Genomic DNA, 15,371 nt, shown 5'->3' with positions numbered 1-15,371 from the left:
CCAGACCGACAACACCAAGGAGAACGTCCGATGAGCTCCCTCGCCCTCGCCGTCCGCGACTCGAACACGATGCTGCGCCGCAACCTCCTGCACGCGTGGCGCTACCCCTCCGCGACCCTGAACCTGCTGCTCGCGCCGATCATGATGCTGCTGCTCTTCGTCTACATCTTCGGAGACGTGATGAGCACGGGCATCGGTGGTGGCGGCGCGGATCGCTCCGACTACATCGCCTACATCGTCCCGGGCATCCTGATGATGACCATCGGCTCAACCGTGATCGGAGCCGCGGTGTACGTCTCCATGGACATGAGTGAGGGCCTCATCGCCCGCTTCCGGACGATGAGGATCTATCGCGGCTCCATGATGATCGGGCACGTCGTCGGCAGCGTGCTGCAGTGCCTCGCCAGCGTGGTCCTCGTCGGCGCCGTCGCCGTGGCCATCGGCTTCCGCTCCACGGACGCCACGGTCCTGGAGTGGCTGGCGGCGTTCGGACTGATCACGCTGTTCGCCGTGGCGCTCACCTGGATCGCGGTGGGGATGGGCATCGCCAGTCCGAACGCCGAGGCAGCCGCCAACAGTGCCCAGCCGCTGATCCTCCTGCCCCTCATCTCCAGCGCTTTCATCCCGGCCGCCACGATGCCCGGCTGGTTCCAGCCCATCGCCGAATACCAGCCCTTCACCCCCGCCATCGAAACCCTCCGCGGCCTCCTCCTCGGCACCGAGATCGGCAACAACGGCTGGCTCGCCGTCGCCTGGTGCGCGGGCCTCACGGCCCTCGGCTTCTTCTGGTCGACCTCGACGTTCAACCGTGACCCGAAGTGACCACAGTGACCGCCCTGACGGCGCGTGCCGCCTGCCGCAGCCGGCAGGCTCGATAAACAGCCGCTCCCCCTCGGCCTCATCCTCGCGCTGCACAAACCACACGGCGTACGCACGAGTTGGGTAAGGGCTGATCGTCTACTCATAGCGCGTTGGCTTTCCTGACGCACCGCCCCATCGATTACGTGCCCATGTGGCCGAAGGGCGGTGAATCCCTCGAACTTCAGGCGTTCGTCCGGGCCATCGCCGAGTCCACCGGCGCTCGAGTCGGTCGGCGGGCCGGCCCGCACACTCCCAGCACGCCCAGTTGTCCGTCGTTCACCGCCGCATGCCCGGTCAGGAAGTCGGCCGCCGCGGGGATGTCGCGGACCTTCGGTTGCGGCGACTCGTAGTCCCGCGGTTCGCCCTGCGATTCGCCGTACCCAGTCACCACACCCGACACCGCGGAGGCCCCGTCGGATTCCGCACCAGCGAGGAGCCTCGGCCTCCACCATGGACCTCGCGGAGACCCCAGGTGAACTCCGTACAACCAGCTCCGACCTTCGACGGTCACACCAGACAGAACCGCATCCCGTCGACCGAGTGGGAGCCACCGTGCCACACAGCCGCCGCATTCTGACGTACGCCATCGCGGCCGCCGCTGCGGCCACCGCAGGGTTCGTGCTCCTGCCCGGTACCGCCGCTGCCGCACCCCGTACCGTCACGAGCGACTTCAACGGCGACGGCTACGCGGACCTCGCGGTCGGCGTCCCGAACGGGACCGTGGACGGCCAGGCCAAGGCCGGGTACGTGAACATCGTCTGGGGCGGCCCCAAGGGCGTCGGCGCTCATGGAAGCATCCGTGTCACCCAGGCCACCGCCGAGGTTCCCGGTTCCCCGGAGGCGGGCGACCGCTTCGGCGCATCCGTGACCCTGACCGACCTCAATGGCGACGGCATCGCGGAACTGCTCGCCGGTGTCCCCGGCGAGGACGTCACCGACCGCGGCGCCGACGCGGGCATGGTCATCGTCGTAGGCGGCTCGCAGACCGGACCGGGGCCGGGGTCGACGGTCCTGACCGGGCCGTCGCCGTCGGCCGCGTACGGCACATCGATCGCGGCGGCCGACCTGACCGGCGGCGGCAACAAAGCGATCGTGGTCGGTGGTAAGGACAAGGTCGTCGCTCGGGTCATCCAGGGCGAGGACAGCATGGTCACCACCGTCGTCGCCGCCCCCATGGGCGGCCGCGTCCCCGTCCTGGCCACCGGCGATTTCGACAGCGACGGCACGGCGGATCTGGCCGTGGCGTACTGGACCTCGGGCGTCCCCCACACGCAGTCCCACGTACGGCTGTGGAAGTGGGACGCCGACCGGTCCGAGATGGCCAACTTCTGGAACACGGACAACGCCGGCGTGACCGCTCTGGCCGCCGGCGACTTCGACGGTGACAGTCACGACGACCTGGCGCTCGGTGAATGCCGTGAGATCGCCGACGAGAACATCGACGACCCGTGCGGCCCCGAGAGCCTCGCCAAGGGCGGCGGCATCCACGTCCACTACGGAAGCATCCCGAGCGGCTCGTTCGGCACCCGTGCGCAGACCCTCAACCAGGACACCGCGGGAGTGCCGGGGGCGGCCGAGGACGGTGACCGCTTCGGCGCCGCCCTCGCCGTCGCCGACGTCAACCGCGACGGCCGCGACGACCTGATCGCGGGCGCTCCGGGTGAGGCCATCGGAAGCCACGCGGGGGCGGGCGCCGCCTGGCTGCTGCGTGGCGGCACTCAAGGCCTGACCGACGCCAAGGGCGCTGCCAGTTCCCTCTCCTGGAACCAGGACACGTCCGGTGCCCCGGGCGTCGCCGAGGGGGGTGACACTTTCGGCGCGGCGGTCGCCGCGGGCGACTACAACGCCGACGGGGCACCGGACGTCACGGTCGGATCGCCGGGCGAGAACTCCTTCCTGGGCGCCGCATGGCTCTTCCCCAAGGGTTCGGCCGGCGGCTCGGCGGCCTTCTCGCCCCGCACGCTCGGCCTCCCGTACCTCACCACGGCGCACATGTACGGCAAGCCGCTGAGCAGCCACTGAGTCCGCGACAACTGCAGCGCATGCAGGGGCTGCTGATCAGCTATGCGCGCTGTCCGGAGCCTGCTGGATCGGATGCAGGGCGACCTGCTGGTGCTCCGGCAGCCAATCGGCTCCGGTGCCGAGTTCGATCGCTGCGGCAACGAACTTCTCCGTGTCGAGGCGGTACGACCCGTCTTCAGCCGGCTCCTCCTGCATCACAGCATCGGTGACCGGAACAGAGACGTAGACCTCCTCCACCGTCGTGCGCTGCAAGCGAACCGAAATCGAGTAGCTCGTCATGACTCCCCCAAAGTTGACCACTGCCACTACCGGCAGTCGAACGGAGCGACCGCGCCCTCGACATCGTTGTCGAGAGCGCGGCCTGCACGGAATTCAGCCCTACCGGAACGGCCTTGTGCCGAGGTGTGCGGTCGCCTTACGGCGTGTAAACGGCGTCACTGCCGTACAACTCCCTGGTGAACGCGGAGACATCGGCGCTGCGATCCGTGCCGTCGAGGTTGTACGTCAGATAGACGCCGTATCCCCCGCTGACGGTGCGGCGGGCGAGGTCGGCGGCCGTGCTCTGCGCGGTCCGGCCGATCTCGACGGCCGCCGGTGACAGCTTCGACTTGGGCAGCGCGATGCCGGGAACCTGCCAGGTGCCGTAGTACGGGTTCCAGGCGTAGTCGAACTTGGAGGAGATGTCGACGCCTCCATAGGACAGGCGCGACGCGGCCGGGCCGATGTTGTAGAGGCTGATGATCTTGTCCGGCATGTTCGCGCGCAGCGCCGACACCAGGTGCACGAACGAGCCGGCGTTGGGCTGGCCGGTGCCGTTGTTGCCGTACTCGGCGTACTCGTCGTCGAAGTCGATGCCGTCGAGGCCGTACTTGGTCACGGTGTCCGACATTTCCTTCGCGAACGCCGACGCCGCCTGCTGCGAGGGGAAGTTGGCGAACCCGGCGCCCTGGTGGTTGCCGAGGACCGAGAGGACGACCTTGATGCCCTTCTGCTGCAACGGCCGTATCTCCGTGTCGGCGTTGTCGAGTACGCGCTGCACGTTCTCGTTGAAGTGCAGATACGCCGCCTTCTTGCCCGTGTCGTAGTTGATGTTGGCCGCGAAGATCACGGCGACGTCGAAGACGTTGTCGCCGCCGTTGGCGAGCGTGTACTTGCCGACGTTGCGCATGCTGTTGTTGTTCACCTCGACGTACGCCACCGAGGTCGGCCCTTGCTTCGCGGGAGCGGGGGCGGGGGCGGGGGTCGCTGCCGCGCCGGTCGTGGCGGTCGCGCCGAAGGCGAGGGCAGCGACGGCCGAGAGAGCCAGCGCGGCGGTCCGCACTCTGCTCCGTACCAGAGTGAACATCGTTGATCGGTCTCCCATCGCACGGTCGGCGCCCGACCTGTTCGAAAGCGCCGAGTGAACTCCCCGATCTTTTCGCTCCCGTGACCGAATCCCCAGAATCATGCGCGAACTCTTCACGACTCCCACCCATGACTCACCACACAATGACGGCCCTGGGGCCCGGCGTCACGACGACCACACCCGCCGCAGCCGCGGCTCCACTTCGAGAAGCGCAAGCGCTCTCTGGAAACCTGTGCTCGGGCCATCGGAACATGACAAGTTGACCCAGCTCGATACCGCTCTCAAGCCCTCAGTCATCCACCTGGGCCTGTCCAACGTCGGCGAAATCGCCGCACGGGCCATCTGATCGACTCCGCCACGCGACTAGCGGAGCCGCTCAAGGTTGACGACGCGCGAGGATGATCCCTCCCAGCTTGCTCTCGGCTGAGGTGAGAGTCTTGTGGGCCTCGACGGCGAAGCCGGCTTCGTTAAGCCAATCGATCGTCTGGTGACGCTGCCGGCGATGGACATAGACCTTCATCGGGTGCCCGCCATAGCCCTCAGTCTTCAACTGCGACTCATCGCCGACATGGAAGCTGAGCAGCAGCGGCCCACCGGGCCGAAGCACTCGACGGAAGTGCGTGAGAACCGAGCTGATCTCGTCGTCAGGAATATGGATCAGTGAGTACCAGGCGACCAGGCCGGTCACGGAGGCGTCGGCCAAGGCGAGGTCCGTCATGGAACCGAGATCGAACCGCACACCGGGGTGATCCCGACGGGCTACATCGATCATTCCAGGTGACAGATCGATGCCGAACGCGTCCAGGCCAAGGTTCCGCAGGTGGCCTGTGATCCTGCCTGTCCCGCACCCCACGTCCGCGACCAGTCCGCCGCTTTGGGCGCGCACCCGGTCGGCAAACAGGGCCAAGGCCGCGCGTTCCTCCGGTGTTTCATCCAAGAGGTGACGTGTCAGCTCTGCGTAACTCTCAGCGACGGTGTCGTAAGACCTCCGCGTATCCGCCAACCAGTCATCTGCGTTCAGTCCCATCTCCACCGACCGCAGGCTACACAAGTCATCCAGCGGCGTGATGGCCTAGTTCGCAGAAGGGTGTCGGTACCGCGCCCGTAACGCCGCTCTCTTACACCAGTGCTCCGGGTGACTACATAGGCCAAGGCCTGAGCGGCTCCTATAAGACCCCCCAGGACAGCCTGCCGGCCAGCAAACCCGGTCGAGGTCGCCCCGGCACCAGATCGCCCACGACGCGAACGGAGCTTTGACGCTGCTCGAAGCCACCTTCGTCCAGCACCGCGAGGGTACGCAGGTCGCAGGCACCGCGCGCGGTGCCTGCGACCTGCCGAACTACTCGATGCTTTCCCCTAGTTGAAGACGTACCAGTTGAGGGTGATGGCCGCGGTCTTTCCCGCGCCGTCCTTGACGGTGATCCGGCTGGTGTGGATGCCCCAGGCGGCGGGGGTTCCGGAGATCGTGCCCGTGGTGGCGTTGATGGCCAGGCCGGCGGGCAGGCCGGTGGCGGTGAAGGTGCGGACTCCAGTGCCGCCGCTCGCGGTCAGGGGCAGGGAGTAGGGGCGGCCGGTGTAGACGGTCTGGTTGCCGGGGTGCGTCAGCGCGAGGGTCCCGCCGCCGGGTGCGCGGACGATCCAGGTGAACGTGGTGCTGCCGGTCTTTCCGGCGGCGTCGGTGGCCGTGAGGGTCACTGTGCTGGTGGCGGCAGTGGTGGGTGTTCCGGTGACGGTTCCGGTGCCCGCGTCGATCCGCAGCCCCGCGGGCAGCCCCGAGGCGCTCCACTTGTAGGGGGCCGTGCCACCCTGAGCGGTGTTGTTCAGCGTGGCGCTCTGCCCCACCGTGCCGCTCTGGTCGCTCACGGCGCCGACGGTGACGTCGCCGGGCTGAGGGTTGCTGGTGGCCAGAGCCAGGTTCCACTTCTGCAGGGCTTCGTTGACCGGCTGGAAGATGGTGTTGGTCGTGCCGGAGCTTCCGCAGGTGGCGCTGCCGCCGCCCGAGTGCAGTCCTACGGCCTTGCCGCCGGCGGCGGAGACGTAGGAGCCCCCGGAGTCTCCGCCGGAGGAGCAGGCGTCCGTCCAGGAGAGGCCGTCGATGACGACATTGCCGTAGTCGACGCTCTGGTTGACCTTGGTGATCTCTCCGCAGCGCCAGCCGCTGGTCTGTCCGGAGCGGCAGACGCTCTGACCGACGACGCCCTCGGCGGAGCCGGTGACCGTGACGTCACCCTGCCCGTAGCCGGAAACCTTCGGGGACACGTCCCATCCGGCCTGATCGACGGCCACGAGTCCGAAGTCGCCCTCGCGTGCGTTGATGCTGTGGCTTCCGCCCTGGTTGGAGGTGCCCAGGCGGCTGCCGTCCTTGCCGTAGGCGGGCTGGTTCGCGTCGTTGGTGCAGTGCCCAGCGGTGAGAAATCCCTTCGCGCCGCCGGAGGCGGTGACCGAGAAGCCGACGGAGCAGGGGCTCTCGCTGCCGGGTATCCACTTCTCGCCGCCGACGACGCTGCCCTGCTGCTGGCGCGGTGTGTCGGCGATCGTGGAGTGACTGACGATGTCCCCCAGGCTGCGCAGCCGCTCGATGAGACGCCCGGTCTCCTTGGTGTGGCGGTCGGTGGCGGTGACGACGTCGATCCTGCCGGTGCGCGGGTCTACGCCCCAGGAGGCGACCCCGGGGACGTCGCGGGCCTGACCGCGGATCACGGTGAGAGCCTCGGTCAACTCCCGCGGCGTATAGGCGGTGCGGTGGGCGACGGCTCCGAGCCTTTCGGCGGTAGCCGCGTCGGCGGGGTCGTTGACGTTGGTGTGCAGCCGACCCGACGCGCCGTCGAACCACATACCGACGACCCGGTCACCGATGGTGGAGCCGAGTCGGGTGGCCACGCCCCTGGCCGCTCGCTCGTCGGCCAGACGGGTACGGGCCTCTTCCGACGTCAGGTTCAGGTCGCGCTGCAGTGCGGACAGGAGGCCCGGAGCCGGTGGGGGCGTAGCGGACGTGTTCTGTGCCGAGGCGAGTTGGGGAAACGCGGCGAGGGTGAGGCACGCGACGGTGCCGGCGAGGGCAGCACGTAGCGTGGTGCTGCGAGGGGTGATGTGCATGTGCACGGTGTGGGCCTTTCTGCTGTGACTGCCGCTGTGCGACGCTGCTGTGTTTGCCGCGGTGCGACGTGGACCGATAGCCGTGCAGCCTCGTGGCGTGGGCGCCCCGTGGCCATCAGAGATGTCCCTGGCGTCACCTCGTCGACAAGGACAGGAGGCCGGTCGGGCCCCGCCGACGCGGATCAGCAGGTCTCGGGCGCACTGCGCCCGCCATGTGGTGAGTCGTTCTTACGGTGACCATGGGATGGCGGGGTGTCGTCTCCGATGGCGGGTGCGCCGACTCCGACAGACGCCTGAGGGTTTTCCCTTGCACCCGACATCCGTGCTGGAGGGGATGCGCCCCAGAACCTAGGCTCACGGGCGTGACCGAGGTGCGGGAGGAGTGCGGCGGAAGCGACGCGTGGTGGCCGGAGCAGGACCGGGTGCTGCGGGAAGCGGAGGCTGAACTGCGGGCGCTGGGCCGCGTCGTGGTGAGCGGGCCCTGGGGTACGGGAAAGTCCTCCGTGCTGCGGGAGTTGGCTCGCCGCGCCGGCGCCGCGCAGGACACGCGATGTCTGCCGCTGGCGGGGAGCGGGCAACTGGAGTGCGAACCGTACGGACTGATGGCGCAGCTGGTCGGGATGGTGCCACCGACGCCGGGGACCGCGCCGCCCGCTGCTCTGCGTCCACCACCGGAGCTCTTTGATGCGAACCCGCCGACTGTCGCCTCCGCGGCAAGGGCCGTACGGCAGTTGTGCCTCGATGACGGTGCCGGAAGCTGGACTGTACTGATCGACGACGTACACCTGGCCGACCAACTGAGCCTGGACGTCCTGGACTTCTGCTGCCGCACGCTTCCGCCCTCCCGCCTGCGGCTGGCCCTCTCCCTTCCGTCCGCCCACTGCGCCACGGGTGAGCGGAGCACCGTGCTCGGCGGGGGCCACATCCCCTGGACCGAACTACGGATGCTGACCGAGGCCGAGGTCGCCGCGGCCCTCGTGTCCCAGGGCGTCCCCGCCGGGCATGCCGCCTCGGTGCACCGCGACAGCGGCGGCCATCCGCTGCTGGCCCGCGCCGCGGCGAGCGAACTCAGCGCGGGCCACGGGCCCACCACCCAGTCGGCCCGCCTGGCGCAGGCGTGGTGGCAGTCGGTCCCCTCCACTTGGCGGGGCACCCTCACGGCGCTGGCACTGACCCGGTCGGCCGATGCCGCGCTGTTCTGTGCCTGTGGATACGCCGATGCCGAACGCGACGTGGATCGTGCGGGCAGAGCGGGCCTCATCACCTGCGACCCGGCAGGGGTGGCCTCCTACACCTCCGAACTGCTGCGGAAGCAGGCCGAGTTCGCGGTCGGGCCCACCGAGCGGGCAGCCCTCCATCACGCTCTGGCCGCCGCCACCCCGGACCCACTGGCCGCAGCCCGGCATCGCCTGCTGGCCTCGGCCGGCCCCGAAGAACGAGCCGCCCAGGACGGCGTGGCCGCGGCTCGCACGGCCCGGGACTGCGCCGAGCCGGGCCTTGCCGCCGAGCTCATGCAACTGGCGGCCCGCCGCACCGCCGCCGACGACCGGCCTCTCCTCCTGGAGCGCTGGCTCCAGGCGTGCCGAGACGCTGCCGACGCCGGAGACGCCGATCTCGCCTCACGTGCCGTCGCCGCCCTGACTCTCCTGCGCGCCCCCGACGCCGAGGCGGAGGCACTGCTGGCGCTCCTTGACGCGCACGGCCAGGGACTCGAGAACCAGAGCGCGACCCTGGCCCGCCTGGCGGCCCTGACCCGTTCCGATGCCTCGCTGCGTGCCCGGCTCGGGCTCTACACGGCCATCCGGCACAACATCGCGGGCCGACCCCAGGAGTCCCTGGCCGCCGCCGAGCAAGCGGCGCTCGACGCCCGGTCCTCCGCACGGCCGGACATCGAGGCGGCCGCCCTGACCATGCAAGCCCGCATCGAACGCCTCACCCGGCGCGGTGACGCCAAGGCCACCCTCGCCCGGGCACTCGCGGTCAGCCCTCACCTTCCTTCCGGCCAACTCCGCTACAGCCCGCACTACCTGAGGCTCCGTCATGCCCTCTATGACGACGACCACCCGACCACGCAGAGCGGTCTGCACCATCTGCTCGGGCACGCGGAGGCCACGGGCAGCGCCGAGGACCTCCAGGAGATCTGGCGCAGTCTCGCCGAGAGCGACCTGCGCCGGGGCCACGCCGCCGCCGCCGAAGGCTGGAGCCGACGTGCCCTGCATCTCGCCCGTACGATGCGCCTCTCCCCCGGCCCCGCCTGCTCCACGCACGCCCTCGTACAGATCGAGAGGGAAGGTCCCGGCCAGGCCGCCACCACCGCCCAATGGGGACTGCAGCAGTCCAAGGAGGACGAAGACAGCATCTTCACGGCGCGCAACCTGCACGCCCTGGCCCAAGCCCTTCTATGCCTCCACCAATTCGAGGCGGCAGCGGCCGCCCTCAGCGAAGTGGCCCGCCTCGAACAGCGTCAACTCACCGCCGATCTCGCAGCTTTCAAGTGGCACCACCTGTATGCCGACGCACTCACCCTGGCCGGCCGGCCGGAACAGGCCGAGCAGTTCCTCACCCGGCTCGCCGAGGAGTACCCCCAGCCGGCCCCGGCCGTCGCCGCGGCCCTGCTCCGCAGCCGGGCCCGGATCGACTTCCACCATCACCGGACCGACCAGGCCATCGGCCGTCTGACGGAAGCCGCCCGCACCCTCGACGACTGGCTCCTGCCCCTGGAGCACGCACACACCTTGGTTCTGCTGGCGCAGGCGGAGCAGAAACGGCGCCGGACAGCGGCCGCACGCCGCCACCGGGAGCACGCCCTCGACCTCTATACGCGGGCCCAGGCGACCTACCGCGCCGAGCGGACCCACCACCTCCTCCAACGGCTCGACCGCACAGCGTCGACCGGCCCTGGGCAGGAACTGACGCAGGTCGAGGCGGACATCGCCCGACACGTCGCCTCCGGGGCGTCCAACCGGGAGGTGGCCAACACCCTCTTCATCTCCGTCAAGACGGTCGAGGCCCACCTGAGCCGCATCTACCGCAAGCTGTCCCTGACGTCACGCACCCAACTCGCTGTGAGGATGCGGCCGCGGCGCAGTGAGTGATGCCACCCGAGGCGCGTGCCCGAAGCGTGGCTGAGGCGTGCCCGAGGCGTATGGCTACCGCTTTGCCTCAGTTGTTGGCCAGGGACCGGTCCAGGAGATCGAGCAGACGCTCCCAGTGACGCTTCAGCCCGGAGGCGCTGAAAGCGTCGGTGTCGGCCATGGTGAAGCCGTGGACGGTGCCGGGGTAGATCTCGGAGGTGTAGCCGACACCCGCGGTGTCCAGAGCCTGGTTGAGCTCGCCGAGGGCGTCTGGTGTCAGGTCTGTTTCGGCGTGGCCGAGGTGCACCTGGGCGGTGATCCTGGAGAGCAGGCGGTGCAGGCCGTCGGGCCCGTCCGCGACCACGGGGCAGTGGAATCCGGCGACGGCGGCCACCTGGCCGGGGTGGGCCGAGGCGGTGCGCATCGCCAGGAGGCCTCCGATGCAGTAGCCGGTCACGGCCACCGGTCCGGCAGCGACCTCGGGTTGCGCGGTGAGGAACCTGAGGTAGGCGTCTGCGTCGTTCGCGACACGTTCGCCGGCGATGTGCTCCTCGATCAAGGGCATCAACTGGGCGAGGATCGCGGGCCGTTCCTCTTCTCCGATGTGCTCGGGGAGTTCGATCAGCGGTGCCGGGCCGTGACGGTAGAAGTAGTTGGGGATGAGCACGTAGTACCCGTGCCCGGCCAGTTCGCGGGCCATCTCCCGCAGAACGGGCCGCACGCCGAACGCATCCGCGTACAGCAGCACCCCAGGGTGCCGCTCTCCGTCGTCAGGAAAGGCGGCGAAGGCGTCGGACTGGCCGTCCGTGGCGGGAATCTGCAACGTCTTGGTAGGCATGACTTGTCCTGTCGTGGTTGATGTGTGGAGCCTGAGATCAACACGACGGAGGCGGAGCCCGCGCGGCAGCGCGGGATCCTGGATCGAACAGCGGGCCCGCTCCGGCCCCTACGGCGCTCAGCAGGGCACCGGGTAACCAGTCTGTGTGTGGCGTGATGCCGTCCCGGTAGTCATCGCCGCGCAGCATAGCCCACCGGACGAGAGCCTCCGCCAGTACCCCACGACATCCAGGCTCTGTGGGGTCAGGTTGCGACCAGCGTTGGCGGTTGGTCCTGAAGGGCCTCTACCAGTGTCATGACCTGCGGATGGCGGCGACGGAGAATCGTGGCAACGCCGATATGCCGGGTCGGAGTCGGCGGTGCGATGGGGATGGTGCGTACTCCAGTTGTCTGCGGGGTCAGTGCGATGGAGGGGATCAGCGAGATTCCCACGCCCGCGGCGACGAGCGAGCGGGCGAAGAAGTAGTCGGTCGTCGTACTGCGCACCTCCGGTTCGAAGCCGGCACGTTCGGCGTAACGGCGCAGGTACGCCTCGGCCTTGAGGCAGCCGAGTACCCAGGGATCGGCTGCCAGGTCAGCGATGTCGAGCGAGGTGCGGTCGGCCAGCCGATGAGCGACCGGCAGGACGACATGCAGCGGATCTTCCATGAGTGCCGTCCACGCCAGGCTGGAGCTCGGGCCGAGCCGGCCGGGCAGCGGGCCGTCGAAGTGGTAGGCGAGGGCGACGTCCACGGCGCCTTGGCGGACCAGCGGCAGGCTGTCTTCGGGCTCCGCTTCCCTGACGTGGACCACGGTGCCGGGGTGGACGGCGGTCAGGCGGGCGAGGGCGCCGGGCAGCAGGAGCCTGCCTCCGCTGGTGAAGGTGGCGATGGTGATCTGGGTGCGGCCGCCGTCGAGTTGGTCGACTTGCTGCTTGGCGTGCACGAGCTCCGCGGCGACCGACTCGGCAGCCCCCACCATGATCCGCCCGGCCGGGGTGAGGGTCACTCCGCGGGTGCTGCGCGCGACAACCTGGGCACCGAGACTGCGCTCGAGCGCGGCGACGTGCTGGGAGACGGCGGAGGGCGTGAGGTGGAGGGCTGCCGCCGCCCGGTTGAAGCTGCCGTGTTCGGCCACTGTCCGCAGGACCCGGAGCCGCTGCACATCTATCAACAGTTTTCCTTAATACGTATCCACTAAGCAGTCACTTCTACTGGCCACCTTAGGTGTCCAGGATGAGGGGCATGCAAAGAATCTGCGTGATCGGCGGAAGCCGCTACTTCGGCAAGCTCCTGGTGCAGCGCCTGCAGGCGGCGGGTCACCAGGTCACTGTGATCAACCGCGGCTCCACCCCGCCGCCGACAGGAGTCGAGCACCTCGTTGCCGACCGCGATGACGAGGCTGCCCTGATCGCCGCACTGGGCGCCCGCAGCTTCGACGTGGTCGTGGACCAGGTCTGCTACACCCCGGTACAGGCCGCTATCGCCGCCCGTGCCTTCAGCGGCCGCACCCAGCGCTACGTCATGACCTCCACGATCGAGGTCTACGATCCGGCAACCGCCGCACTGCCCGACGTCCCGACCGGCACACCGATACCTGAACAGACAGTGGACCCGGCCACGTGGCGGGTGCAGATGAACCTGCCCTGGCACGACGCGGCGTACCTGGAGGGCCACTACGCCGAGGGGAAGCGCCAGGCAGAGGCAGTCTTCGCGCAGCATCACGGATTCGCTTTCGCCGCCGTGCGCAGCGCCCACGTCCTTGGCGGCGGCCCCCAGGAGTTCACCGGCCGGCTGGCGCACTACATCGAGCGCATCACCCAGGGCACGAGCATCACGGTGCACGCCCATGCGCTGCCCACGGTCTTCATCCACTACCAGGAGCTGGCCGACCTGCTGCTGTGGGCGGCCACGGCCACCGACTTCACCGGGCCGCTCAACGCATGCTCCGACGGCCCGCTCGACGCCCGCGCCCTGAGTGCCGTGATCACCGCTCAGGCCGGCACCGAAGCCCTTTACCGCACCGTCGGCGTGGGCGAGCCGGCCTCGCCGTTCTCCTTCGACCGCCACTACGCCATGAGCAACGCCCGCGCGAAAGAACTGGGCTTCTGCTTCTCCCACACCACCCAGTGGCTCCCCGACGCCGTCGCCGAAGCCCTCGGCACACTGTCCGGCGCCACCGCCCCCACTCCCCACATCACCGCCTCCTGAGGAGCAGACACCTATGCGCTACCGCACCATCGGGGGCACCTCCGTGAGCGCCGTCGGCCTGGGCGCCATGCCGCTGTCCATCGAGCACCGCCCGGACGAGCAGCGGGCGACGGCCACCATCCACGCGGCCCTGGACGCCGGGGTCACGCTCATCGACACCGCCGACAGCTACCACTGGCACGCCGGCGAAACCGGCCACAACGAACTCCTCATCGCCCGCGCCCTGGCCGGCTACGGCGGCGACACCTCCCACCTGCTCGTTGCCACCAAGGGCGGCCGGGGCCGCCCCGGCGACGGCAGCTGGACCGTCACCGCCACCCCCGCCCACCTCAAGCGCGCCGCCGAATCGTCCCTCAAGCGCCTGGGCGTGGATGCCATCGGCCTGTATCAGCTGCACAAACCGGACCCGGCCGTGCCCTGGGCGGATTCCGTGGGCGCGCTGCGCGAACTGCTCGACGTCGGCACCATCCGATCCGCCGGGATCTCCAACGTCACCACCGATCAAATCCGCGAGGCGCACGCCATCCTGGGTGAGGGCCTGGTCTCCGTACAGAACCAGTACTCACCCGCCGTCCGCGACAGCGAGCCCGCGCTGCGGCTGAGCACCCAGCTGGGGCTGGCCTTCCTGCCCTGGAGCCCGCTGGGCGGCATTTCCCGTAGCTCCCTCGACGGCCCCTCCGGGCCGGTCGCTGCCGCCCCCACCGCCTTCCACCGCATCGCGGCCGAGCGCGGCGTCAGCCCCCAGCAGATCACCCTGGCCTGGCTGCTGACCCGCTCCCCGGCGATGATCCCCGTGCCGGGCGCCAGCCGCCCGACATCCATCCAGTCCTCAGCCGAGGCAGCCGACCTTGAACTGAGCAGAGCAGAACAGAGCCAGTTGGACGACGCACTGCTCAGGTGAACTGGCGCGAGCCCGCCGAGCACGCGAGCACGCCGAGCGCGGGAACGCTTGTCGACGCTGGGCGCGGGGCCGGTCGCCCATGGCAGGTTCATAGCCTTGATCTGTGCCGTGGGAACATCTCGCGCGCCCTCCTCGCCGGCCGCGGCGGCGCGCAACTTCCCCCTGAGGATGAATACCCACGTCGGAGGAGAGCGCGCCGCACGCGGCCGGCTTGGCACGGAGGCTGTTCGCGGTACGTGACAGAGCGCCAGGCGGTGGTGCCCGGCGGTGGCGTGCGGGATCAGCGGACCTTCGTCAGCTCACCCTTGTCCTGGAGGGTGGCGATCCCCCTGGCCCAGAGGCTGTTGACCCGCTGGCGCTCCTGCGCGTTCGGGTAGGCGTTGGTGCAGGACGTGCCGGGGCCGCCGCCGGACATCAGCTCGCTGCACGGGCCCGAGTAGTGGTCGGGCAGACCGAGCACGTGCCCCGTCTCGTGGGACGTCACCCGCGTGGAGTTGTACTGCTGGTTCTGCCGGTAGTCCAGGAATATGTAGCCGTGGCCGCGCCCGTCGGTGGAGGCGTACGAGCCACGCGAGTCGTTGCCCTCGCGATACTCGAAGTCGGCGGTCGAGCTGGTCTCCTGGAGCTTCACGTTGCTGACGGAGGAGTTCCAGATCTGCGTGCTCTGCGCTATCTGGCTGCGGAAGCTCGGCGCCCGGGTCGTGCGGTACCGGACGGTGACGACCTGGATGCCCGGCTGCGCCGCCTGCTTCTTCAGCGCCGACTTCATGACGGCGTCGAAGAACTCCCGGTTGGCGGCCTCGTTCTCGGCGGAGCCCGCATACGCCGACGTGGCGTTCGTGGAGGCGGACTTGACGGTCTCGGGCGCGGCGAACGCCGAGGGAGCGGCGGCGAGTGAACCGACGAGAGCGGCAGCGCCGAGGATGGCGAGGAGGCTGGTGCGGGATCTGTTCATGGGGGTGTGTCCTTTCCCGATGTCCGATGTCCGATGTCCGATGTCCGAGTCCGGTGGCCTGCATGGCCGGAGCGGCCGGGAGCTCTGGGGC

13 protein-coding genes are annotated in these 15,371 nt (G+C 69.5%); 5 read left to right on the top strand and 8 right to left on the bottom strand.

The window, feature by feature from the left end:
- The first annotated feature begins 30 nt into the window (after positions 1-30).
- Complete coding sequence (locus tag ACZ5WE_RS35195; protein ID WP_469157318.1) at positions 31-822, top strand: ABC transporter permease; 792 nt, start codon at positions 31-33, stop codon at positions 820-822.
- Between the two features lie 220 nt (positions 823-1,042).
- Here ACZ5WE_RS35195 and ACZ5WE_RS35190 read toward each other — a convergent pair whose 3' ends face one another.
- Entirely contained in the window at positions 1,043-1,252 is a 210-nt protein-coding gene (locus ACZ5WE_RS35190; RefSeq protein WP_467694281.1) for a hypothetical protein, read from the bottom strand.
- 161 nt (positions 1,253-1,413) lie between these two features.
- Here ACZ5WE_RS35190 and ACZ5WE_RS35185 point away from each other — a divergent pair, with 161 nt between their 5' ends.
- Entirely contained in the window at positions 1,414-2,883 is a 1,470-nt protein-coding gene (locus ACZ5WE_RS35185) for an FG-GAP-like repeat-containing protein (protein WP_467694282.1), read from the top strand.
- Positions 2,884-2,919: 36 nt separating this feature from the next.
- Here ACZ5WE_RS35185 and ACZ5WE_RS35180 read toward each other — a convergent pair whose 3' ends face one another.
- The 4 genes from ACZ5WE_RS35180 to ACZ5WE_RS35165 all read right to left on the bottom strand — a co-directional run bounded on the left by ACZ5WE_RS35180 (position 2,920) and on the right by ACZ5WE_RS35165 (position 7,324).
- Positions 2,920-3,162, bottom strand: a complete 243-nt coding sequence (locus ACZ5WE_RS35180) for a hypothetical protein (RefSeq protein ID WP_467694284.1) — start codon at positions 3,160-3,162, stop codon at positions 2,920-2,922.
- Between the two features lie 136 nt (positions 3,163-3,298).
- Positions 3,299-4,228: an endo-beta-N-acetylglucosaminidase H gene (locus ACZ5WE_RS35175; RefSeq protein ID WP_467694286.1), complete on the bottom strand. Its 930-nt coding sequence runs from the start codon at positions 4,226-4,228 to the stop codon at positions 3,299-3,301.
- Between the two features lie 376 nt (positions 4,229-4,604).
- Positions 4,605-5,249, bottom strand: coding sequence for a class I SAM-dependent DNA methyltransferase (locus ACZ5WE_RS35170; RefSeq protein ID WP_467694549.1), 645 nt, complete (start codon positions 5,247-5,249; stop codon positions 4,605-4,607).
- Positions 5,250-5,584: 335 nt separating this feature from the next.
- Positions 5,585-7,324: a putative Ig domain-containing protein gene (locus tag ACZ5WE_RS35165; protein ID WP_467694288.1), complete on the bottom strand. Its 1,740-nt coding sequence runs from the start codon at positions 7,322-7,324 to the stop codon at positions 5,585-5,587.
- Positions 7,325-7,686: 362 nt separating this feature from the next.
- On the opposite strand from ACZ5WE_RS35165, the gene ACZ5WE_RS35160 reads away from it, so the two are divergent.
- Positions 7,687-10,419 (top strand): LuxR C-terminal-related transcriptional regulator, encoded by a 2,733-nt coding sequence (locus tag ACZ5WE_RS35160; RefSeq protein ID WP_467694290.1) that lies wholly within the window; start codon positions 7,687-7,689, stop codon positions 10,417-10,419.
- A gap of 67 nt (positions 10,420-10,486) precedes the next feature.
- On the opposite strand, the gene ACZ5WE_RS35155 is transcribed toward ACZ5WE_RS35160, so the two are convergent.
- Positions 10,487-11,236 (bottom strand): dienelactone hydrolase family protein, encoded by a 750-nt coding sequence (locus ACZ5WE_RS35155; RefSeq protein ID WP_467694292.1) that lies wholly within the window; start codon positions 11,234-11,236, stop codon positions 10,487-10,489.
- 242 nt (positions 11,237-11,478) lie between these two features.
- A complete protein-coding gene (locus tag ACZ5WE_RS35150; protein ID WP_467694294.1) occupies positions 11,479-12,387 on the bottom strand; it encodes a LysR family transcriptional regulator in 909 nt (302 codons plus the stop codon).
- Between the two features lie 71 nt (positions 12,388-12,458).
- Here ACZ5WE_RS35150 and ACZ5WE_RS35145 point away from each other — a divergent pair, with 71 nt between their 5' ends.
- The gene (locus ACZ5WE_RS35145) at positions 12,459-13,424 is read left to right on the top strand and encodes an NAD-dependent epimerase/dehydratase family protein (RefSeq protein WP_467694296.1); all 966 of its coding nucleotides are present in this window, start codon (positions 12,459-12,461) and stop codon (positions 13,422-13,424) included.
- A gap of 13 nt (positions 13,425-13,437) precedes the next feature.
- Complete coding sequence (locus ACZ5WE_RS35140; RefSeq protein ID WP_467694298.1) at positions 13,438-14,325, top strand: aldo/keto reductase; 888 nt, start codon at positions 13,438-13,440, stop codon at positions 14,323-14,325.
- A 280-nt stretch (positions 14,326-14,605) separates the two neighbouring features.
- Here ACZ5WE_RS35140 and snpA read toward each other — a convergent pair whose 3' ends face one another.
- Complete coding sequence (gene snpA, locus ACZ5WE_RS35135) at positions 14,606-15,280, bottom strand: snapalysin (protein WP_467694300.1); 675 nt, start codon at positions 15,278-15,280, stop codon at positions 14,606-14,608.
- Positions 15,281-15,371: the final 91 nt, after the last annotated feature.

This window comes from Streptomyces sp. NPDC033180 (genome assembly GCF_055577645.1).
This window is presented reverse-complemented; position numbering and strand designations above follow the sequence as displayed.